Consider the following 17,187-nt stretch of genomic DNA (forward strand, 5'->3'; position numbering starts at 1 on the left):
CCCGACCATGATCGCACCATCTCAGTGGCTCGGCGCCCCGAATTGTAGAGCTGTCTAACTGCCTAACTTCCTAACCGTCCGCCCGGTGCGCCGTGTTCAGCCTGGATGCGAAGACCGCCGCCTGGGTCCGGCGTTCCATGCCGAGCTTGGCCAGCAACCGCGACACGTAGTTTTTGACCGTCTTTTCCGCCAGGAACATCCGCGCCGCGATCTGCTTGTTGGTCAGCCCCTCGCTGAGCAGGCCGAGCAGGGTGCGCTCCTGGTCGGTCAGCCCCAGCAACGGATCGGTGCGTTCGGCGGCACCGCGCAGCCTGGCCATCAGCGCCGCCGCCGCCCTGTTGTCCAGCAGCGATTTGCCGGCGCCGACGTCCTTGATCGCCTGCGCCAGCTCCATGCCCTTGATGTCTTTGACCACATAGCCGCTGGCCCCGGCCAGGATCGCGTCGAGCATCGCCTCATCGGAGGTGAACGAGGTCAACATCAGGCAGCGCAGGTCGGGTATGTCTGACAGCAAATCCCGGCACAATTCGATTCCGCTGCCGTCGGGCAGCCGGACGTCGAGCACCGCGACGTCGGGCCGGGCCGCGGGTATCCGCGCCATCGCCTCGGAGACCGATCCGGCTTCACCGACCACCTCCAGCTGCGGATCCGATTCCAGCAGGTCGACAATCCCACGGCGGACCACCTCGTGATCGTCGACCAGAAAAACCCTCACCATGGCAAGTCCTCCGCACGATGCCGTTAACCACCCGCAGCCGGCGGGTACGCCCCTATCATGCTCCCCTGCCGCACGCCCCCTGCGTCACAGGTGCCGGCGATTGACGACCAACACCACGCAGTCGGAGTCACCCAACGCGGCGTTGCCTGCCGGCCCGACAATCTCCGCCACGTGTTGCGGGTCGTGGGCGCCCACCACCAGCACCTGCACGCCCGCGGCGTTTTTCGCCAGGTAGTCGAGGATGGTGCCATGCACCACGATCGCCTCGACCCGCAGGTCGGGGTGGCGTCGCCGCCACAGGGCCAGGGTGCGGGTCAGTCGCGCCCGGATCCGCCCGTCGCCCTCGATGACCGCCTCCTGGTCGGCCGGCGGCGCCTGCCAGCAGCCGATCGCCCGCAGCGGAGCGTGGCGCAGCCGCGCTTCGCTCACCGCGGCCGCCAACACGGCCTCGGTGTCGGGGGCCTCCTCGGCTTCGACGGCAATCCAGCGCCCGCGCGGCTCAAACGCCCGGGTGTCCCCGCGAACAATCGCGATCGGGCAGTGCGCCGACACCGCCAGGGCGGCGGCGGTCGAGCCCACCCGGCCGGTGTCGAAGTGACCGAACCCGACGGCCCCCACGCAGAGCAGCACCGCCGAGCGGGAGGCTCGGACCAGCACGCCGACCGTGGGCCCGGCGGTGATGTCGGCCTCGATCGTCACCGGCTTGCCGCCGGCCTCGACGGCGGCGGACACCTCGCGCACGGCGCGTTCGGCGTGCGCCCTGCGCCGGGTCACGGCGGCGGCAGCCGCCTCGTCGACGGCGCACAGCAGGCGGAGCGGGAGCCCGCGATCAACGGCCTCGTCAACGGCCCACAACGCGGCCCGCAGGGCCGCTTTCGACCCGTCGACGCCGACGACGACGGCCGGGCGGGCGGGCGAATCGTTCATCGTGGACTCCGGGTGTCACCTTCGCCTGCGCGGTGTGCATGGCCAGGCGTGCACACCCTACCGATCCGGCGGGGGCGTCTTCAGGGTCGTTGGTCCTCGGTGGGCCCGCCGTTGGTCCCGATCTGGTGCCCGCCGATCGGCGGGCGCGGGCTGCGCCGTCGGGGCGGCGACGATCCCAGGGTCTTTCGACCCTGGTGGATGCGCGGGCTAAAAGAGGATGCTCGTCGATGGCGTCGGCTGCAGCGGCCGCAACCGGCGAGAGCCAAGGAAGTCAGGGAAGTCGGGGATGAGTGCACGCGGCGAGTCCGGGGAAGCGCCGTCCGGAACGGTTGCGCACCCGGCGGCGATCCTCGACGCCGCCGGCCTGGGCCGCCTCGTCGGGGCGCTGATCGAACGGGGTTATCGGGTGGTCGGCCCGACGGTGCGCGACAACGCCATCGTGCTCGCCGAGATCGAGTCGGCCGAAGATCTGCCCCGCGGCTGGGGTGTTGACGTCGGGCCCGGGCATTATCGGTTGCTGCGCCGCGACGACGACGCGGTGTTCGCCCACTCGGCGGGTCCGCAGTCCTGGAAGCAGTTTCTGCACCCACCGCGGCGGCGGCTGTGGTCCGCGGACCGCGACGGGGAAGTCCGCGACGACTCCCCGGGGGAAGCCCCGCGCTACGCCTTCATCGGGGTGCACGGCTGCGACCTGGCGGCGATCGCGACCCTGGATCGGGTGCTAGGCCAAGGGCCCTACCCGGACGGGTCGTTCGCCGACCGGCGCCGCCGGCTCTTCGTCGTCGCGGTCAACTGCACCGAGCCGGGCGGACTGTGCTTCTGCGCGTCGATGGGCACCGGGCCCGCCGCCGGACCCGGCTACGACCTGGCTTTGACGGAACACCTTGGCGACGGCCGGCGCTACCTGGTCGACGTGGGCTCCCGGGAAGGCGCCGCGGTGCTTGCCGCGGTGCCGCATCGCGCCGCCGCCGTCGAGGAGATCGGCCGCGCGCGAGCGGAAGTCGACGCGGCGTCGCACCGGATGGGCCGGCAGATGCCGCGGGGCGACCACCGCGGGCTGCTGATCCGCTCCCGCGAGTCGCCGCAGTGGGAGGAGGTGGCCGGGCGCTGCCTGACCTGCGGGAACTGCACCATGGTGTGCCCGACGTGTTTTTGCACCAGCACCGAAGACGTCACCGATCTGACCGGTGAGCACGCCGAACGCTGGCAGCACTGGGCGTCCTGCTTTGAGTTCGACTTCACCTACATCCACGGCGGCAGTGTCCGCCGGTCCGGCGCGTCCCGCTACCGGCATTGGCTGACCCACAAGCTGGGTAGCTGGCACGACCAGTTCGGGATGTCGGGCTGCGTGGGCTGCGGGCGCTGCATCGCCTGGTGCCCCACCGGTATCGACATCACCGCGGAAATGAACAAGCTGGCCGACGCGGACGGCGCCGATGGATGACCCGCGCGCGCTGCCGCCGTCGACCCACTCCCCCATGACACCGGTTCCCTACCGGGTCCGCAGCCGCGTGCAGGAGAACCGCGATACCGCGACGTTGTGCCTGGAACCGCTGCAAAACCCGGTCCGGGCGCCGCAGCCGGGCGAGTTCATGATGCTCTACGCGTTCGGTGTCGGCGAAGTGGCGATCTCCATCAGCGGGGATCCCGGCGCCGCCGACGGCACGCTCACCCACACCGTCCGCGCGGTGGGCGCGGTCAGCCGCGCCCTGCACGACGCGCCGGTGGGCACCGTGGTCGGTGTGCGCGGGCCGTTCGGCACCGCCTGGGGGCTGGCGGAGGCCGCCGGCCGGGACGTGGTCATGGTCGCCGGCGGGGTGGGGCTCTGCCCGCTGCGTCCGGCGGTGCTGGGGGCGCTGGCCCACCGGGAGAACTACGGCCGGATGGTGCTGATCGCCGGGGCCCGCTCCCGGGCGGACTTCGTGTTCGCCGGCGAGCTCGATCGGTGGGCGGCCGACCCCCGTATCGAGGTGCACCTTACCGTCGACGTCCCGGTGCAGGGCTGGACCGGCGAGATCGGCTTTGTCACCGAACCGCTGCACCGGCTGGCGCTGAACCCCGATCGCACCACGGCGTTTCTGTGCGGCCCGGAGCCGATGCTGCGGTTCGCCGCCGAGGCGCTGCTGCACAAGGGCGTGGCGGCCCGAGACATCCGGGTCTCCCTGGAACGCAACATGCAGTGCGGGATCGGCTGGTGCGGCCACTGCCAGCTCGGCCCGCTGCTGCTGTGTCGGGACGGTCCGGTGGTCGGCTACGACGTCGCCCGCCCGCTGCTTGCGGTAAAGGAGCTGTAGATGAGCACACCCACCTTGGCGGTGTGGAAGTTCGCCTCCTGCGACGGCTGCCAGCTGACCTTGCTGGACTGTGAGGATGAGTTGCTCACCCTGGCCGCGCGGGTGCAGATCGCGACCTTCCTGGAGGCCTCCAGCACGATCATCGGCGGACCCTACGACGTGTCGCTGGTGGAGGGATCGATCACCACCGAGACCGACGCGCGGCGGATCCACGAAATCCGCGAACAGTCGCGGGTGCTGGTCACCATCGGGGCGTGCGCCACCGCCGGTGGTGTCCAGGCGCTGCGCAACTTCGCCGACGTCGCCGAATTCGCGTCGGTGGTCTACGCCCAGCCGGAATACCTCGACACGCTGGCAACCTCCACGCCGGCGTCGGCGCACGTCAGTGTCGACTACCAGCTTCAGGGCTGTCCGATCGACCGTGGGCAGCTGCTGGACACCCTGGCGGCGCTGCTGGCGGGACGCAAACCCCGGCTGCCGGCTAAAACGGTGTGCACCGAGTGCAAACTGCGCGGCGTGACGTGTGTCATCGTCGCCGACGGCACCCCGTGCCTCGGCCCGGTCACCCACGCCGGCTGCGGAGCGTTGTGCCCCCGGCATCGCCGCGGCTGCTACGGCTGTTTCGGCCCGTCCGCGGCGCCGCAAACCGCAACGCTGATCCCGCTGCTGCGCCGCGACGGAATGTCCGGTGAGGACGTCGAGCGGGTGTTCTCGACGTTCAACGTCGCCGCCTTCGCCGCCGAGCGAGGCCGGCAATGACCCCGCCGGACTCGCCGACCCGCACGCTCAGCGTCGGCGCGCTGACCCGGGTCGAAGGCGAGGGCGCCGTGCACGTCCGGCTGCGCGGCGGCGAACTGGACAGCGTCGAGTTGAACATCTATGAGCCACCGCGGTTTTTTGAGGCGTTTTTGCGCGGCAGGTCATACACCGAGCCGCCGGACCTCACCGCGCGGGTCTGCGGCATCTGCCCGGTGGCCTACCAGGTCAGCGCCTGCAACGCGATCGAGGACGCCTGCGGCGTCACGATCGACGACTCGTTGGTGCGGCTGCGGCGACTGCTGTACTGCGGCGAGTGGATCCACAGTCACGCGCTGCACATCTACCTGCTGCACGCGCCGGACTTCCTCGGCTATCCCGACGCGATCAGCCTGGCACGCGACCAGCGCGAGGCGGTGGAGCGGGGGCTGCGGCTGAAAAAGGCGGGTAACCGGCTGATGGAGTTCATCGGTGGGCGCGCGATCCACCCGGTCAACGTGCGCCTCGGGGGGTTTTACTCGGTGCCCAGCCGCGCCGAGTTGGCCCCGCTGGCCGAACAGCTGCGCCGCGCGCTCGACGACGCGCTGGCCACGGTCGCGTGGGTGGCCGGATTCGATTTCCCCGAGCTGGAACTCGAGCACGCACTGGTGGCGCTGAGCCGGCCCGGCAGCTACCCGATCGAGAACGGCCAGATTGCCCGCAGCTCCGGAGAACCGTTTGCCGCAGCACAATTCGGCGATCATGTCGTCGAGTCGCAGGTGCCCTACTCCACTGCGCTGCACGCCACCCTCGACGGCGGGCGCTACCTCACCGGTCCGCTGGCCCGCTATTCGCTGAACTTTGCGGCGCTCTCACCGGTTGCCCGGCAAGCCGCCACCGCCGCCGGCCTGGCAGCGCAATGCCGAAACCCGTTTGCCAGCATCGTGGTTCGCGCGGTCGAGGTGGTGTACGCGATCGAGGAAGCGCTGCGGATCATCGGGGAGTATGAGCGCCCGGCGCGCCCGTTCGTCGACGTGCCGGCCCGCGCGGGGGTCGGCCACGGTGTCAGTGAGGCGCCGCGGGGGCTGCTGTATCACCGGTACCAGATCGACGAGCACGGGTTGATCGGCGCCGCGACCATCGTCCCGCCCACCTCGCAGAACCAGGCGGCCATCGAAGCCGATTTGGCGCGGGTGGTCTCGGAGAACCTTTCGCTGGCCGACAGCGAGCTGACCACATTGTGCGAGCGGGTGATCCGCAACTATGACCCCTGCATCTCCTGCTCGGCGCATTTCCTGAAGCTCACCGTGGACCGGCGTTGAGCACCGTGGTTATCGGCCTCGGTAACCGGTATCGCCGCGATGACGGTGTCGGACCGGTGGTGGTCGCCGCTATCAGCGAACGCCCGCTGCCGGGTGTGCGCGTCGTGACCGGGATCGAGGATCCGTTCGCTTTGCTGGATGCGTGGTCCGGCGCGACGCTGGCCGTGGTGATCGACGCCGCGGTGGCTTCCCCTCCGGCGCCCGGGCGGATCCGTCGCCAAACGGATGGCGACATGACCCCGGCTGTCCCGGTGAGCACGCACGGCCTCGACGTCACCGGGGCTTACGCATTGGGCCGGGCGCTGGGCCGGGCGCCGCGGCAGCTGGTGCTGTTCACCGTCGAGGCCGCCGACACCGGCCACGGCCTCGGACTGACCCCGCAGGTGGCGGCCGCGGTGCCCGAAGTGGTTGCCGCCACTGTCGCCGAAATCGCGTGCATCGGCCCGCCACGCCACGACCGCGGCCCTGGCGCTTAACACCCCGTTGGCCCATTCGGGTCAGAACTGACCCAGATGGCCCTCCCGAGCGCTGTGAGCGGCGCCATACCCTCGGGATACCACCGGATTACAGCGTCTCAAGTACGAAGGATCACCACACATGACCGAAATACTGACCCGGATGCAACCGCTGCCGACTGAAACACCGCTCGACGACGAGGCTTTGGCGGCTTACGAGAAGAAGTTCCGTGAGGATAACACCATCTGGGCTGAGCTATTGCAGGAGAACCTCGATCGGCTTCAACGCGGCTCGTTTTCGCTGTACTGGATGAACACCGATCAGGCGAACTGGGGGGTGCGGGCGAGGCCGAGTTCACGGGGATTGACCTACATCGACATCAACCGCCCCCCGGCCTACGGCACGTTGCCCGAACATGATGCCGCGCGCAACTTCGCCCCGCGAGGCTCGGTGCGCGACCCGTATGCCGCCCAGATGCCCACCATCGACGCCTACGACATCCTCGACAAAAAGGATGCGTGGGCGGAAAACGTGATGACCCTCTACGAAGAAGCCAAAGCGCGCCAGTGGAACTCCACCAGCGATATCCCCTGGAACGAGCTCGAGCCGGTCAGCGAGGATCTGGAGAAGGCGGCCTGCCAGCTCGCCACCTCCCTCACCGAGGTCGAATTCGTCGCCGGCGACTTCCCGTCGCGCTGGATTTACCGCACCTCACCGGACTTCTTCGAGGTCAAGAACTTCCTCGTGACCCAGATGATGGACGAGGCCCGCCACATGGAGGTGTTCCGCAAGCGCGCGCTGGCAGGCGGTGGCGGCTTGCTGCACGCCAGCCCGGCCCTGGAATGGGCGCTGAAGGCCATCCTGGAGTCGCCGACCCACACCCAGGGCACCTTCCTGCTCAACGTCCTGGGCGAAGGGCTTGTGCTCACCATGTTCCGGGCCGGCGAATACCTGTCCAAGACCCATGTCGACAAGGAGATCTTCCGCCGTTGCATGCAAGACGAGGCGCGTCATGTCTCCTACGGCACCCTGGAGCTGAAGAACTTCCTCGACAGCTCCACCGACCGGGACAAGGCGCTTTCGGACATGCACCGCTTCGCGGATCTTGGCGAGCAGATCATCCTCACCGCATTGAGCAGCCCCGGACTGCTTGAGCCACTAGCCGTTCTGATGGGCGGTGGAGTCGACAAGATCGACGAGGGCATGGAGGGGGTGTCGTTTTTATGGGGGACGATTGTCGAAGAATACTTGCAGCGCTGCGAACGGGCCGGCTTCGACCGCCGGGAGAAGGTGACGATCCCGTTGGAGATGCCATGGACGGCGTGAGCACCAGCACCGGCCTGCCCACCGTCGAATGGCTCACCAGGCTGGCGGAGATCAACAAAGCAGACCTCACCGAATTCCGTAAGCTCGGCGAGATCGACTGCCGGCTCGCCATCGACATCATCGACGGCGGTCCCGACGGATCGGCGTTGATCGTCCAGATCACGTTCGATGGCTTCGACGTCAGCGAGATCAAGGAGATCAGCCAGGACGAACTGGAGTCGATGGACTTTGTCATGGAGACCGACCGGGACTCGTGGCTGGGAATGGTCGACAATATCCGCACCGGCGGCGGGCGGCCGGATCTCGACCACACCCTCAACGCGCTCAGCATCGCGTCGACACCGATACGGGTCTGGTCATCCGATCCGTTGGGCAGGGACATGTTTTTCCGCTACAACCAGAGTTTGCAGCATTTCATCAACAACTCTGCTCGGCTGTGAATCGCCCGTCAGGCAATCGCCTATTAGGGAAGAGGAACACGTATGAGCCGGACCAGGCGTGGCCATTTCTATATCGATGACACCTGCATCGGATGCGGAGCGTGTGAGCATTCCTGTCCGGGTCGCGTGGATGCCATATCGAAGAAACCCGACGACTTCCTGGGCCGTTTCGTGATCGACCCCGAACAGTGCATCGACTGCGGGAAATGCGTGCCGCTGTGCCCGGTCGACTGCATTCACGACGGCCGTGTGGAAGCAGAGTTTGTGCCGGACAACGGCTATACGAAGATCGCGAAACTGTACGACTGGGCGGCCCGCAAAAACAGCTGAGCACGCCCAAAGATCGACATATCCACGAAAGATCCAGGAGCTGAAAGACATTACCATGGGAGTTTTTAAAGATAGCGACGAGGCAACGAAGTACATCGCCGGGATCTTCGAGGAGGCAGCGGCAGACGATTCGATCGCCAGCCAACTCGTAACATCGGGTGTTGTGCTGCAACTCAACTGCTCGGACCCGGACATCCAGATCACGGCAGACATGCCCAACCGGAAGGTGTTCACCGGGAGCTGTGACGTTGAGCCCACCGTGACGATGTTCATGACCTGTGACATGGCGAACCGGTTCTGGCAAGGCAAACTCAACCTCGCTGTTTCGCTGGCCAAGGGGCAGGTCCGCGCCAAAGGCCCGGTGTCGAAGATCCTGAAGCTTCTGCCGGTCGCCAAGAAGCTTTTCCCCCGTTACCAGGAGTTGCTGCGGGCCGACGGGCGCACCGACTTGCTGGCCGTTTGACCGCCCCGGTGCGCCGCCGCACGGAATTATCAATATTATCAATGCGGCCAGTCGGCGTCGGCGAGATCGTCGAGCAGCCGCAGCCGCCCGGCCATCGCCGCTGCGGCGGTGCGGTTGGCGACACCGAGCTTGTGCAGCAGCGCGGCCACCATCCGCTTGGCGGTGCGCTCCGACACGATCATCCGCCCCGCGATATCGCTGGTTTCCATTCCCGTGGCGATCAATTTCCACAGCTGAAGCTCCTGCGTGGTGAGACGGTCCAGCAACGCCGACCGTGGTTCGCGGGACTTCGCCAGCAGCGCGTCGAGCAGCGCCCCGTCGATGACCCGCACGCCTTCGGCGACGGTCCACAGCGGACCGGCCAGCGCTTCGGGCCGCGCCGTCTTGGGCAGGAACCCCTCGGCGCCGGCTCGCAGCGCCTCCTCGGCCAGCTCGAGGTTGCCGGTTCCCGACAGCGCCAGGACCCGGGTGTTGGGACGGCGCGCCTTGATATGGCGGATGGCGGCTATCCCGCCGAGCGGGGGCATCGACAGGTCGATGATCGCGACGTCGGCGCCGCAGCGGGCCACCAGATCGGCCGCCTCCTCAACGTAGATGGTCTGCCCTCCCACCGTGAACAGCTCGCCCCATTGGCGGGTCAGCAGCAAAGCCAGGCCTTGCGCGAAAAGCTCGTGGTCATCGACGATCACGACGACGTACGGCTTGCCGGTCATTACTGTGACGCTACCCCGGTAATGCCGGCCCGGTGAGACCGCTCGAGCAGCACCGTTGGGCGACGGCGGAATACGGCGGCTACGGGCTGGCCCGCACCGTCGTCGCCGTGCGGGTCGCCGTGGTGCTCTCGACCGCGGTGCTGCTGGCCGTCGAGCCGGCGGTGGTGCACGTGCGCGTCCCAATCCTGATACCGGTGATCCTGTTGGCGGCGGCGATGATCTACGCGGCCGTTGTGTTCGTCCATCCGCAGCTGGAGGTGCGCCGCACCCGTTACCGTTGGCTGGTCACCGGATTCGATTCGGTGTTCACGCTGGTGTTCATCGCGCTGACCGGCGGAGTGCACAGCCCGGCGGTGTCGGTGCTGGTGCTGGTGGTCATCGCCTCCGCGGCCCGGCTGTCGTTCTCCGAGACGCTGGTGTTGGGGGTGCTGCTGGGCGCCGGGTATGTCGCCGTCGCGCTGCCGGCCTCCACGGCCGCGAGTGCCGCGCTCCCACCGGTGCCCCAGAGTAGCTGGTGGGCGCTGTATTTGCTGTTCACAGCGCTTATCACGGCGGGGCTGTCATCCCTGGCCGAACGCGAGCACCAATCCAGCATCCGGGCATTGGTGGAGGCCGAGGCCGAACACGCCGCCGCCGAGGAGGAACGCGACCTGCGAAGCCGGTTGTTGCGGTCCTACCAGTCGCAGCAAGACGGGCTACAGGTGCTGGTGCACGAATTCCGCACTCCGATCGCCTCCTTGGAGGCGCTGACGGACGCGCTCACCTCGGCACGGCCGATGTCGGAGTCGGACCGCGCCGCCAGCCTGCGGCTGGCCGGTCGCCACGTTCAGCATCTCGCCGACATGCTCGACGCCTTGTCCGATGTCGCCCTGAGCCGTCAGCCCACCTTCTCGGCGGGCCGGGTCCGGCGCGTCGATATCGCCGGCCTGATCACCGCTGCCGCCGACGCCGTCGGCCTGGAGACGCCGCAGCTGCGGTTGACGGTGAGCGGTGACCTGGGCGCGGTAGCGGTCAACGCCCAGGGGCTGCGGCGCGTGCTGACCAATCTGCTGGAGAACGCGTCCCGGCACAGCCGTGGCGCCCCCGTCGATGTGATGTGCACGCGCACCGGCGATGAGGTCGTCATCGAGATAGCCGACCGCGGTCCTGGCATACCGACTCAAAGCCTTGGCGAGTTGACGGCCAAATATATCAGCGTCGGCGATCGGCGCGGCACCGCCGGACTGGGCCTGTGGATCGTGCAGCAAATCCTCGAGGCGATCGGTGGCCGGGTCGAGTTCAGCGCGCGCGAGGGTGGCGGGCTGGTGGCGACCGTTCACGCCCCCATCGCGTGATCCGGCCGGGCGGCGCTTGGCCCGCGAAGACCACCGATTGGCCCGCGCGCGACTGGCGTGCCGTTGCCGTGATCGCGACCATGGCTGGGGAACCGTGGTGGCGCACACCACATGACATGCCGCGGCGACGCGGCCGCCAGCACACGTCAGCATGTCACCTGGTGCACAGAACGGAGGCCGGGATGGCCGTTTTCACCGATGAGGACGAGGTTTACACCTACCTCGGCGGCATTTTCCGGCGTGGCGTGGAAACGGACGGGTCGGCCGACAAACTCGCGGGTTCGGGGGTGGTGTTGCGGGTTCATTACACCGATCCGGATGCGGTGGTGACGGTGGACATGCCCAATAAGGTCGTCGAGACCGGAGCGTCGAGTACGGCGGTGCCCAATGGCGATGGCCAAGGGCACGGTGCGGGCCAAAGGTCCGGTGGCCAAGCTGATCAAGCTGATACCGCAGGCCAAGAACTTGTTCCCGGAGTACTGGCTGATGCTGGAGGCTGCACAACATCAGGACCTCATCGATGTGTGAGCCGAAGTGCTCGGCTGGTGTGCTGAGCGGGGTGGTGTCGCGGTGAAGTCGACGATGCAGGACGTGCAGTTGGGTGTCGCCGGCATCGTCGAGCATGCGGCGACGGTGCATGGTGAGCGAGAGGTGTTCACCGAGCGCGGTCCCCGCGACATGTCGCGGGTGACCTACCGCGAGTTGGCGGTTCGGGCGGCCCGGCTGGCCAACGCGTTGCGTGAGGTCGGTGTGCGCGGTGATGAGCGGGTGGTCATCGTCGACGACACGTTGCTGGGCGTGCTGGCGGCGGCGCTGCCGACGATGGCCTCGGTGCAAGCACGCGGACGGCGCGTTCGTCATCAAGACCCTCGGTTGATCATTTCTCGGTCATCAACCAGAAGCATTCAAGTGTGGGGAGTGAAACGGTGAAGACACGCGCAGCGATTCTGTGGGACCTGGGCCAGAAGTGGGAGGTCGAGGAGGTTGAGCTGGATCCGCCTGGCCCTGATGAGGTGCTGGTCCGGCTGGCCGCGACCGGGTTGTGTCATTCCGATGAACACCTGGTCACCGGCGACCTGCCGATCCCGCTGCCGGTGGTGGGCGGACACGAAGGTGCCGGCACGGTGGCCGCGGTCGGTCCCGGCGTCGAGGATGTCGCAGAGGGCGATTCGGTTGTTTTGACGTTCCTGCCCGCCTGTGGACGCTGCTCATACTGTGCGCGCGGCATGGGCAACCTGTGCGAGATGGGTGCGGCGGTCATGATGGGACCTCAGATCGACGGCACCTACCGGTTCCACGCCCGCGGCGAGGACATCGGCCAGATGTGTTTGTTGGGAACGTTTTCTGAGTACACCGTGGTGCCCAAAGCCTCACTGGTCAAGATCGACAGCGGTACTCCGCTGGACAAGGCAGCGCTGATCGGGTGCGGTGTGACGACGGGGTACGGGTCGGCGGTGCGCACCGGGGAGGTGCGCGCCGGGGACACCGTGGTCGTGCTGGGTGCAGGCGGTGTGGGCATGAACGTGATTCAGGGCGCCCGCATCGCCGGCGCGTTGACGATCGTGGCGCTCGACCCGGTCGCGTTCAAACGCGAGCAAGCCGTGCGCTTCGGCGCGACGCACACCGCAGCCACCCTCGATGAGGCGTGGGCGCTGGTCAGCGATCTGACCCGAGGCAAACTCGCCGACGTGTGCGTGTTGACCACCGATGTGGCCGAAGCGTCCTATGTCGGCGACGCGCTGTCATTGGTCGGAAAACGTGGCCGAGTGGTGGTGACTGCGATCGGGCACCCCGACGACATTTCGATGTCGGGATCGCTGCTGGAACTGACGTTGTACGAAAAGCAGATCCGCGGCGCATTGTACGGGTCGTCTAACGCCGCTCACGACATCCCGCGACTGGTCGAACTCTACAACGCCGGGCAACTCAAACTCGACGAATTGATCACCCGCGAATACAGCCTCGAACAGATCAACGAGGGATACGACGACATGAGGTCGGGCCGCAACATTCGGGGACTCATCCGGTTCTGTTGAGCCGCCGGTAAGCTACCGCTCCACCGGGTGTGACGGCCGTGCAGCAATCTTGCCCACACCGATCTGATTGCGGGGCTTTCCGGCCAGCGACCACCGGGTCCGCGCCGTGGACTAAGCTGCGCGATCGGTGACACCCCGCCGAGCACCACCGCAGTGATGACGAAAGGGCCGCTGTGACTGCCACATCGACCGAACCCGATTCGGCTTTCCTGGCGTCCACGGAGTTCTTGGACTGGCACCACGACGACGTCCAGCGCTTCACCCAAATCGCGATCGGTGAGAGCCGCGATCCGGTGATCAGAGCCCGGCGCCTTTTCCTCGCGGTCCGCGACAAGATTTGGTATGACCCCTACAGTGTCGACGACGATCCCGATCACTACCGCGCCAGCTACGTCGCCAGCGTCAGCCGCGCCTACTGTATCCCCAAGGCGGTGCTGCTCACCGCGGCCGCTCGTGCCGCGGGTATACCCGCCCGGCTGGGGTTCGCTGACGTGCGCAACCATCTGCAAACCGACACGCTGCGCGCCCGGATGGGCGGAACCGACGTGTTCGCCTACCACGGCTACAGCGAACTGTTCGTCAACAACCGGTGGGTCAAGGCAACACCGGCGTTCAATGCCGAACTATGCGCCCGATTCGGTGTCCCGCCAATCGATTTCGACGGCGAACACGACGCGCTTCTGCATCCCTACGACGCCGAGGGGCACCGGCACATGGAATACCTTCACGACCGCGGCTGGTATCACGATCTTCCCTTCGCCGAGATAATCAGCGAGTTCCGGGACCGTTACGGCCCGCTCCTACACACCCTCCCGCCCGAGCGCGACACGTTCACGAAATAGACTGCCGAAATAGACTGCCGGAGACCCGGATTGACCTTGGCAGCGCGGTTTGTCCCGACGGGTCATGGCCGAGGACCGTTCACAGCGCCGTGGGCTCGGGCACCAGCTCGAAAAGACGATCCACATCGGCCCGGTTGCAGGCAGCCGTTCCGGGTGTCATCAGCATTGCCGCACCGGCCGCGATGCCGAAACGCACCGCCTTTTCCAGCGGCCATCCCCGGCTGAGGCCGACGGTGATCGCGGCCACCATCGCGTCGCCGGCGCCGACACCACTGCCGGAACGCATCGGCAGTGCGGAAAACCTTTGGTTGCCACGCGGTGTCGCCAGCAGCGCGCCCCGTGAGCCCAGCGACACCACGACGGCTTGCGCGCGGCCGCGGCGGATAAGCTGCTGTGCCGCGGCAACCTGCTCGGATTCGGTGGCCAGGTCACGTCCGAGGCATTCACGCAGTTCCCGCACACTGGCTTTCAACAGGAACACACCGGAGTTGATGTGTCGCAGCCCGCCTCCCGACGTGTCGAGAACCAGCAATGCTCCCAACTTCGCGCACATGTCGGCGACGCGCTGGTAAAAGCCGGCGGGAACACCAGGCGGTAGGCTCCCGCTGGCCACCACGAACTGAGCCGATCGTGCCGCAGAGTACAGCTCCTCGAGGCATTGAGCCTGTTCCGCGGCACTCAACCGGGGACCGGGCAGGACAAACCGGTACTGCCGGGAGCTGCTGGATTCGTTGACGGTGAAGCATTCCCGGGTGGCGCCGGCGATTTTGACGCGATGAAACCGCACCCCGGCCCTGACAACCAGATCGGCGACAACCTCACCGGTCGGTCCGCCGGCCGGAAAGACCGCAGACACCGACGCGCCCAGCACCTGGGCGACCCGTGCCACGTTGATCCCGCCGCCACCGGCGTCATAACGTTCGCCGTGACAACGGATCTTCTCGGTGGGACACACGCGTTCGGCCGTCGTGGTGATATCCAGCGCGGGATTCATCGTCAATGTCACGATCCGCGAACCGCTCGTCGGCGCCAAAGCCGCTGCTTTCATGTGCACTTGCACTCCCTTGGCATGCTGCCTCGTGTCTACAAGCCGGTCGGGTAGGTTTCGGGCGTCTCTCCGGCGATCCACTGACTGCTCACCTCGAGCGGTTCCAGCGCGCGGGTGTGGTCGATATGAATCAGCGCGTCGAACTGGTCGGCGGGCCGGGTGTGAAAGTAGTGGCTCTGGCGCTCGGTCGCCGGCAAATAGATCACCCCGATGGCGCGGCCGAGCCGAACCGCACCCAATGGTTCGGCGGCATCCGGGCTGATCATCGGCGACACCAAGAAGGAGCGCTCGCCCACCTCATGGAAGAGTTCTTCCACGCTTCCATTCAGCGCCGGTCGCACGGTTTTGCGCTCGGCGATGCCTCCCCATTCGCTGGCAGCGGTAACCGTGCCGGCGTAGGTGGTGAGGCCGATGAGACACGATTGCTCACCATAGCGTTCGCGGACGAGCTGTCCCAGGGTGAGCTGACCGTCGACACCCATCTCGGTTGCCCGGGCATCGCCCACGTGAGAGTTGTGCGCCCAGACGACGATGCGCGCCGGCTCCCCCTGCCGATGGTGGTCCAGATGCGCCAGCAGCGCCCGCAGGGTTTGGGCCATGTGGGTGTCGCGCAGGTTCCACGACGTCACCCGCCCGCTGAACATCGACCGGTAGTACACCTCCGCGTTGCGCACCGTTTGGGCGTTTTGCTGCGCATAGAACGCCTCATCCTCGGCAAGCAACCCGTCCCGGCGCGCGTACGCCAGCGCGTTGCGCTGCAACTCGACCAGCTGCTCGATGGCTTGCCGCTCGCAGGACGGCCCGGCGCCGAACGCCGCCGCAAACCCATAGGCCTGCCCGTCGTCGGCGAAGACATGGTCGAAGCACGAGTAGCGCTGCCGCGCCCGGGCCGCCGCGAGGGGATCGACCGTGTCGAGATAGGCGATCACCTCGTGAATCGACCGGTGCAGGCTATAGAGATCCAGCCCGTAAAATCCGGCTTCCCGCCGGCCCTGCGACCGGCACCGGCGGTTGTGCCCGTGCAGCCACTCGGTGAAATCGCGAACCACGACGTTACGCCACATCCAGGCGGGAAACCGCTCAAAGCCGCGCAGCGCCTTCTCGGCGGTGTCGTCGACGCCGAGCCCACGAACATACCGGTTCACCCGGTACGCATCGGGCCAGTCGGCTTCCGCGGCGACGGCGCAAAAACCCTTCCCCTCGATGAGCCATTTCGTGATGCCGGCGCGAGCCTCGTAGAACTCGTGGGTGCCGTGGGAGCTTTCGCCGATCAACACAATCCGGGCATCGCCGATCAGCTTTTCCAAAACGCCCGGGGGCGGGACACCCCCCGGGGCCTCGACGGCCGCGCGTCGGATCACCTCGGCCGCGCTGACCCCGGGCCGCGTGGCGGGCGGCGGGCCGGCCATGGTGGGTGTGGCGAGCAATTCCCTGACTTCCTGGTCGCTAACCTGCCGGAAGTCCCAAAACGAGTCGCCCACAGCCAAAAACGGCGTCGGCATGGTGGCACAGACAACATCATCGACAATGCCGGCGAATTCCCGGCAGGTCGATTCCGGAGCGGCCGGCACGGCGACCACGATCTGCGCCGGCTCGGCCGCACGCAATGCCTGCACCGCGGCGAACATGCTCGCCCCGGTGGCCAATCCGTCATCGACCAGGATGACGGTCTTTCCGGCGACGTCGATGGGCGGGCGCCCGCCGCGATACGCGGCCTCGCGCCGCGCCAACTCCCGTCCTTCACGTTCAGCGATGTCACGCAATTGCTGCGGGGAGATCCGCAGCCCCCGCACCACATCGTCGTTGATCACGACCCGGCCGTCTTTGGCCAAGGCGCCAAGCGCAAACTCCTCATGGCCGGGCGCACCGAGTTTGCGCACCACGAAGGCATCCAGCGGCGCACGCAGCCTCGCGGCGACCTCCCAGGCGACCGGTATCCCGCCACGCGCCAACCCAAGCACCACGACGTCGTCGCGGTCGCGGTAAGCATCCAGGAGAGCGGCGAGAACCCGGCCCGCCTCACGGCGGTCACGAAACACCCGCCGCGGCGCACGCTTATCCACGTCGGGAGCCCGATTCATGAACCGACCACCACCGGTCGCCCCCGGAGTCGGATGTCTAACCGCCTCATGGCTTTCTCTGTACCCATCGACCCTTTCATCGACTCCGCTGCCCTGGATGGGCGCGTGCGGTCCCGGAGCCT

General features: G+C 67.3%; 18 protein-coding genes and 1 pseudogene. 14 read left to right on the plus strand and 5 right to left on the minus strand.

The window, feature by feature from the left end; genetic code table 11:
- Positions 1-70: 70 nt before the first annotated feature.
- Together QJR12_RS13335 and QJR12_RS13340 are read right to left on the minus strand one after the other, a co-directional pair.
- Positions 71-718, minus strand: a complete 648-nt coding sequence (locus QJR12_RS13335) for a response regulator transcription factor (protein ID WP_300583044.1) — start codon at positions 716-718, stop codon at positions 71-73.
- A gap of 84 nt (positions 719-802) precedes the next feature.
- Positions 803-1,645: a universal stress protein gene (locus QJR12_RS13340; protein WP_300583047.1), complete on the minus strand. Its 843-nt coding sequence runs from the start codon at positions 1,643-1,645 to the stop codon at positions 803-805.
- Between the two features lie 286 nt (positions 1,646-1,931).
- Here QJR12_RS13340 and QJR12_RS13345 point away from each other — a divergent pair, with 286 nt between their 5' ends.
- From QJR12_RS13345 to QJR12_RS13385, 9 genes are all read left to right on the plus strand, one after another.
- Entirely contained in the window at positions 1,932-3,089 is a 1,158-nt protein-coding gene (locus QJR12_RS13345; protein ID WP_300583050.1) for a 4Fe-4S dicluster domain-containing protein, read from the plus strand.
- 34 nt (positions 3,090-3,123) lie between these two features.
- Complete coding sequence (locus QJR12_RS13350; RefSeq protein WP_300583445.1) at positions 3,124-3,939, plus strand: FAD/NAD(P)-binding protein; 816 nt, start codon at positions 3,124-3,126, stop codon at positions 3,937-3,939.
- Entirely contained in the window at positions 3,940-4,698 is a 759-nt protein-coding gene (locus QJR12_RS13355) for an oxidoreductase (protein WP_300583052.1), read from the plus strand.
- Positions 4,695-5,996, plus strand: coding sequence for a Ni/Fe hydrogenase subunit alpha (locus tag QJR12_RS13360; RefSeq protein ID WP_300583054.1), 1,302 nt, complete (start codon positions 4,695-4,697; stop codon positions 5,994-5,996). The genes QJR12_RS13355 and QJR12_RS13360 overlap by 4 nt, the downstream gene beginning before the upstream one ends.
- A 5-nt stretch (positions 5,997-6,001) precedes the next feature.
- Positions 6,002-6,472: a hydrogenase maturation protease gene (locus tag QJR12_RS13365; protein WP_300583447.1), complete on the plus strand. Its 471-nt coding sequence runs from the start codon at positions 6,002-6,004 to the stop codon at positions 6,470-6,472.
- A gap of 121 nt (positions 6,473-6,593) precedes the next feature.
- Positions 6,594-7,778, plus strand: coding sequence for a ferritin-like domain-containing protein (locus tag QJR12_RS13370; protein WP_300583057.1), 1,185 nt, complete (start codon positions 6,594-6,596; stop codon positions 7,776-7,778).
- Positions 7,775-8,218, plus strand: a complete 444-nt coding sequence (locus QJR12_RS13375; protein WP_300583059.1) for a hypothetical protein — start codon at positions 7,775-7,777, stop codon at positions 8,216-8,218. The genes QJR12_RS13370 and QJR12_RS13375 overlap by 4 nt, the downstream gene beginning before the upstream one ends.
- A gap of 42 nt (positions 8,219-8,260) precedes the next feature.
- Positions 8,261-8,548, plus strand: a complete 288-nt coding sequence (locus tag QJR12_RS13380; RefSeq protein WP_300583062.1) for a 4Fe-4S binding protein — start codon at positions 8,261-8,263, stop codon at positions 8,546-8,548.
- Between the two features lie 55 nt (positions 8,549-8,603).
- The gene (locus QJR12_RS13385; protein WP_300583065.1) at positions 8,604-9,011 is read left to right on the plus strand and encodes a sterol carrier protein; all 408 of its coding nucleotides are present in this window, start codon (positions 8,604-8,606) and stop codon (positions 9,009-9,011) included.
- Between the two features lie 38 nt (positions 9,012-9,049).
- Here QJR12_RS13385 and QJR12_RS13390 read toward each other — a convergent pair whose 3' ends face one another.
- Complete coding sequence (locus QJR12_RS13390) at positions 9,050-9,724, minus strand: response regulator transcription factor (protein ID WP_300583068.1); 675 nt, start codon at positions 9,722-9,724, stop codon at positions 9,050-9,052.
- 32 nt (positions 9,725-9,756) lie between these two features.
- Here QJR12_RS13390 and QJR12_RS13395 point away from each other — a divergent pair, with 32 nt between their 5' ends.
- The 5 genes and pseudogenes from QJR12_RS13395 to QJR12_RS13415 all read left to right on the plus strand — a co-directional run bounded on the left by QJR12_RS13395 (position 9,757) and on the right by QJR12_RS13415 (position 13,936).
- Entirely contained in the window at positions 9,757-11,058 is a 1,302-nt protein-coding gene (locus tag QJR12_RS13395; protein WP_300583071.1) for a HAMP domain-containing sensor histidine kinase, read from the plus strand.
- Positions 11,059-11,240: 182 nt separating this feature from the next.
- A pseudogene (locus tag QJR12_RS13400) lies at positions 11,241-11,586 on the plus strand (sterol carrier protein).
- Positions 11,587-11,628: 42 nt separating this feature from the next.
- Positions 11,629-11,988, plus strand: a complete 360-nt coding sequence (locus tag QJR12_RS13405; RefSeq protein ID WP_300583074.1) for an AMP-binding protein — start codon at positions 11,629-11,631, stop codon at positions 11,986-11,988.
- The gene (locus QJR12_RS13410; protein ID WP_300583076.1) at positions 11,985-13,094 is read left to right on the plus strand and encodes an NDMA-dependent alcohol dehydrogenase; all 1,110 of its coding nucleotides are present in this window, start codon (positions 11,985-11,987) and stop codon (positions 13,092-13,094) included. Before QJR12_RS13405 ends, QJR12_RS13410 begins: the two co-directional genes overlap by 4 nt.
- Before the next feature lie 173 nt (positions 13,095-13,267).
- Positions 13,268-13,936, plus strand: a complete 669-nt coding sequence (locus QJR12_RS13415) for a transglutaminase family protein (RefSeq protein WP_300583079.1) — start codon at positions 13,268-13,270, stop codon at positions 13,934-13,936.
- Between the two features lie 79 nt (positions 13,937-14,015).
- Here QJR12_RS13415 and QJR12_RS13420 read toward each other — a convergent pair whose 3' ends face one another.
- Positions 14,016-14,984 carry a 1-phosphofructokinase family hexose kinase gene (locus tag QJR12_RS13420; protein ID WP_300583081.1) on the minus strand — a complete coding sequence of 323 codons (969 nt, stop codon included), beginning with the start codon at positions 14,982-14,984 and terminating at the stop codon, positions 14,016-14,018.
- Between the two features lie 35 nt (positions 14,985-15,019).
- Complete coding sequence (locus QJR12_RS13425; protein ID WP_300583084.1) at positions 15,020-17,065, minus strand: erythromycin esterase family protein; 2,046 nt, start codon at positions 17,063-17,065, stop codon at positions 15,020-15,022.
- Between the last annotated feature and the right edge of the window lie 122 nt (positions 17,066-17,187).

The sequence above is a fragment of the Mycobacterium sp. genome (assembly GCF_029961025.1).
Lineage (GTDB): Bacteria > Actinomycetota > Actinomycetes > Mycobacteriales > Mycobacteriaceae > Mycobacterium.

Coding starts and splice junctions, on each gene's coding strand:
- QJR12_RS13335 (WP_300583044.1), bottom strand. CDS start 718: ATGGTGAGGGTTTTTCTGGTCGACGATCACGAGGTGGTCCGCCGTGGG.
- QJR12_RS13340 (WP_300583047.1), bottom strand. CDS start 1,645: ATGAACGATTCGCCCGCCCGCCCGGCCGTCGTCGTCGGCGTCGACGGG.
- QJR12_RS13345 (WP_300583050.1), top strand. CDS start 1,932: ATGAGTGCACGCGGCGAGTCCGGGGAAGCGCCGTCCGGAACGGTTGCG.
- QJR12_RS13350 (WP_300583445.1), top strand. CDS start 3,124: ATGACACCGGTTCCCTACCGGGTCCGCAGCCGCGTGCAGGAGAACCGC.
- QJR12_RS13355 (WP_300583052.1), top strand. CDS start 3,940: ATGAGCACACCCACCTTGGCGGTGTGGAAGTTCGCCTCCTGCGACGGC.
- QJR12_RS13360 (WP_300583054.1), top strand. CDS start 4,695: ATGACCCCGCCGGACTCGCCGACCCGCACGCTCAGCGTCGGCGCGCTG.
- QJR12_RS13370 (WP_300583057.1), top strand. CDS start 6,594: ATGACCGAAATACTGACCCGGATGCAACCGCTGCCGACTGAAACACCG.
- QJR12_RS13380 (WP_300583062.1), top strand. CDS start 8,261: ATGAGCCGGACCAGGCGTGGCCATTTCTATATCGATGACACCTGCATC.
- QJR12_RS13385 (WP_300583065.1), top strand. CDS start 8,604: ATGGGAGTTTTTAAAGATAGCGACGAGGCAACGAAGTACATCGCCGGG.
- QJR12_RS13390 (WP_300583068.1), bottom strand. CDS start 9,724: ATGACCGGCAAGCCGTACGTCGTCGTGATCGTCGATGACCACGAGCTT.
- QJR12_RS13420 (WP_300583081.1), bottom strand. CDS start 14,984: ATGAAAGCAGCGGCTTTGGCGCCGACGAGCGGTTCGCGGATCGTGACA.
- QJR12_RS13425 (WP_300583084.1), bottom strand. CDS start 17,065: ATGAATCGGGCTCCCGACGTGGATAAGCGTGCGCCGCGGCGGGTGTTT.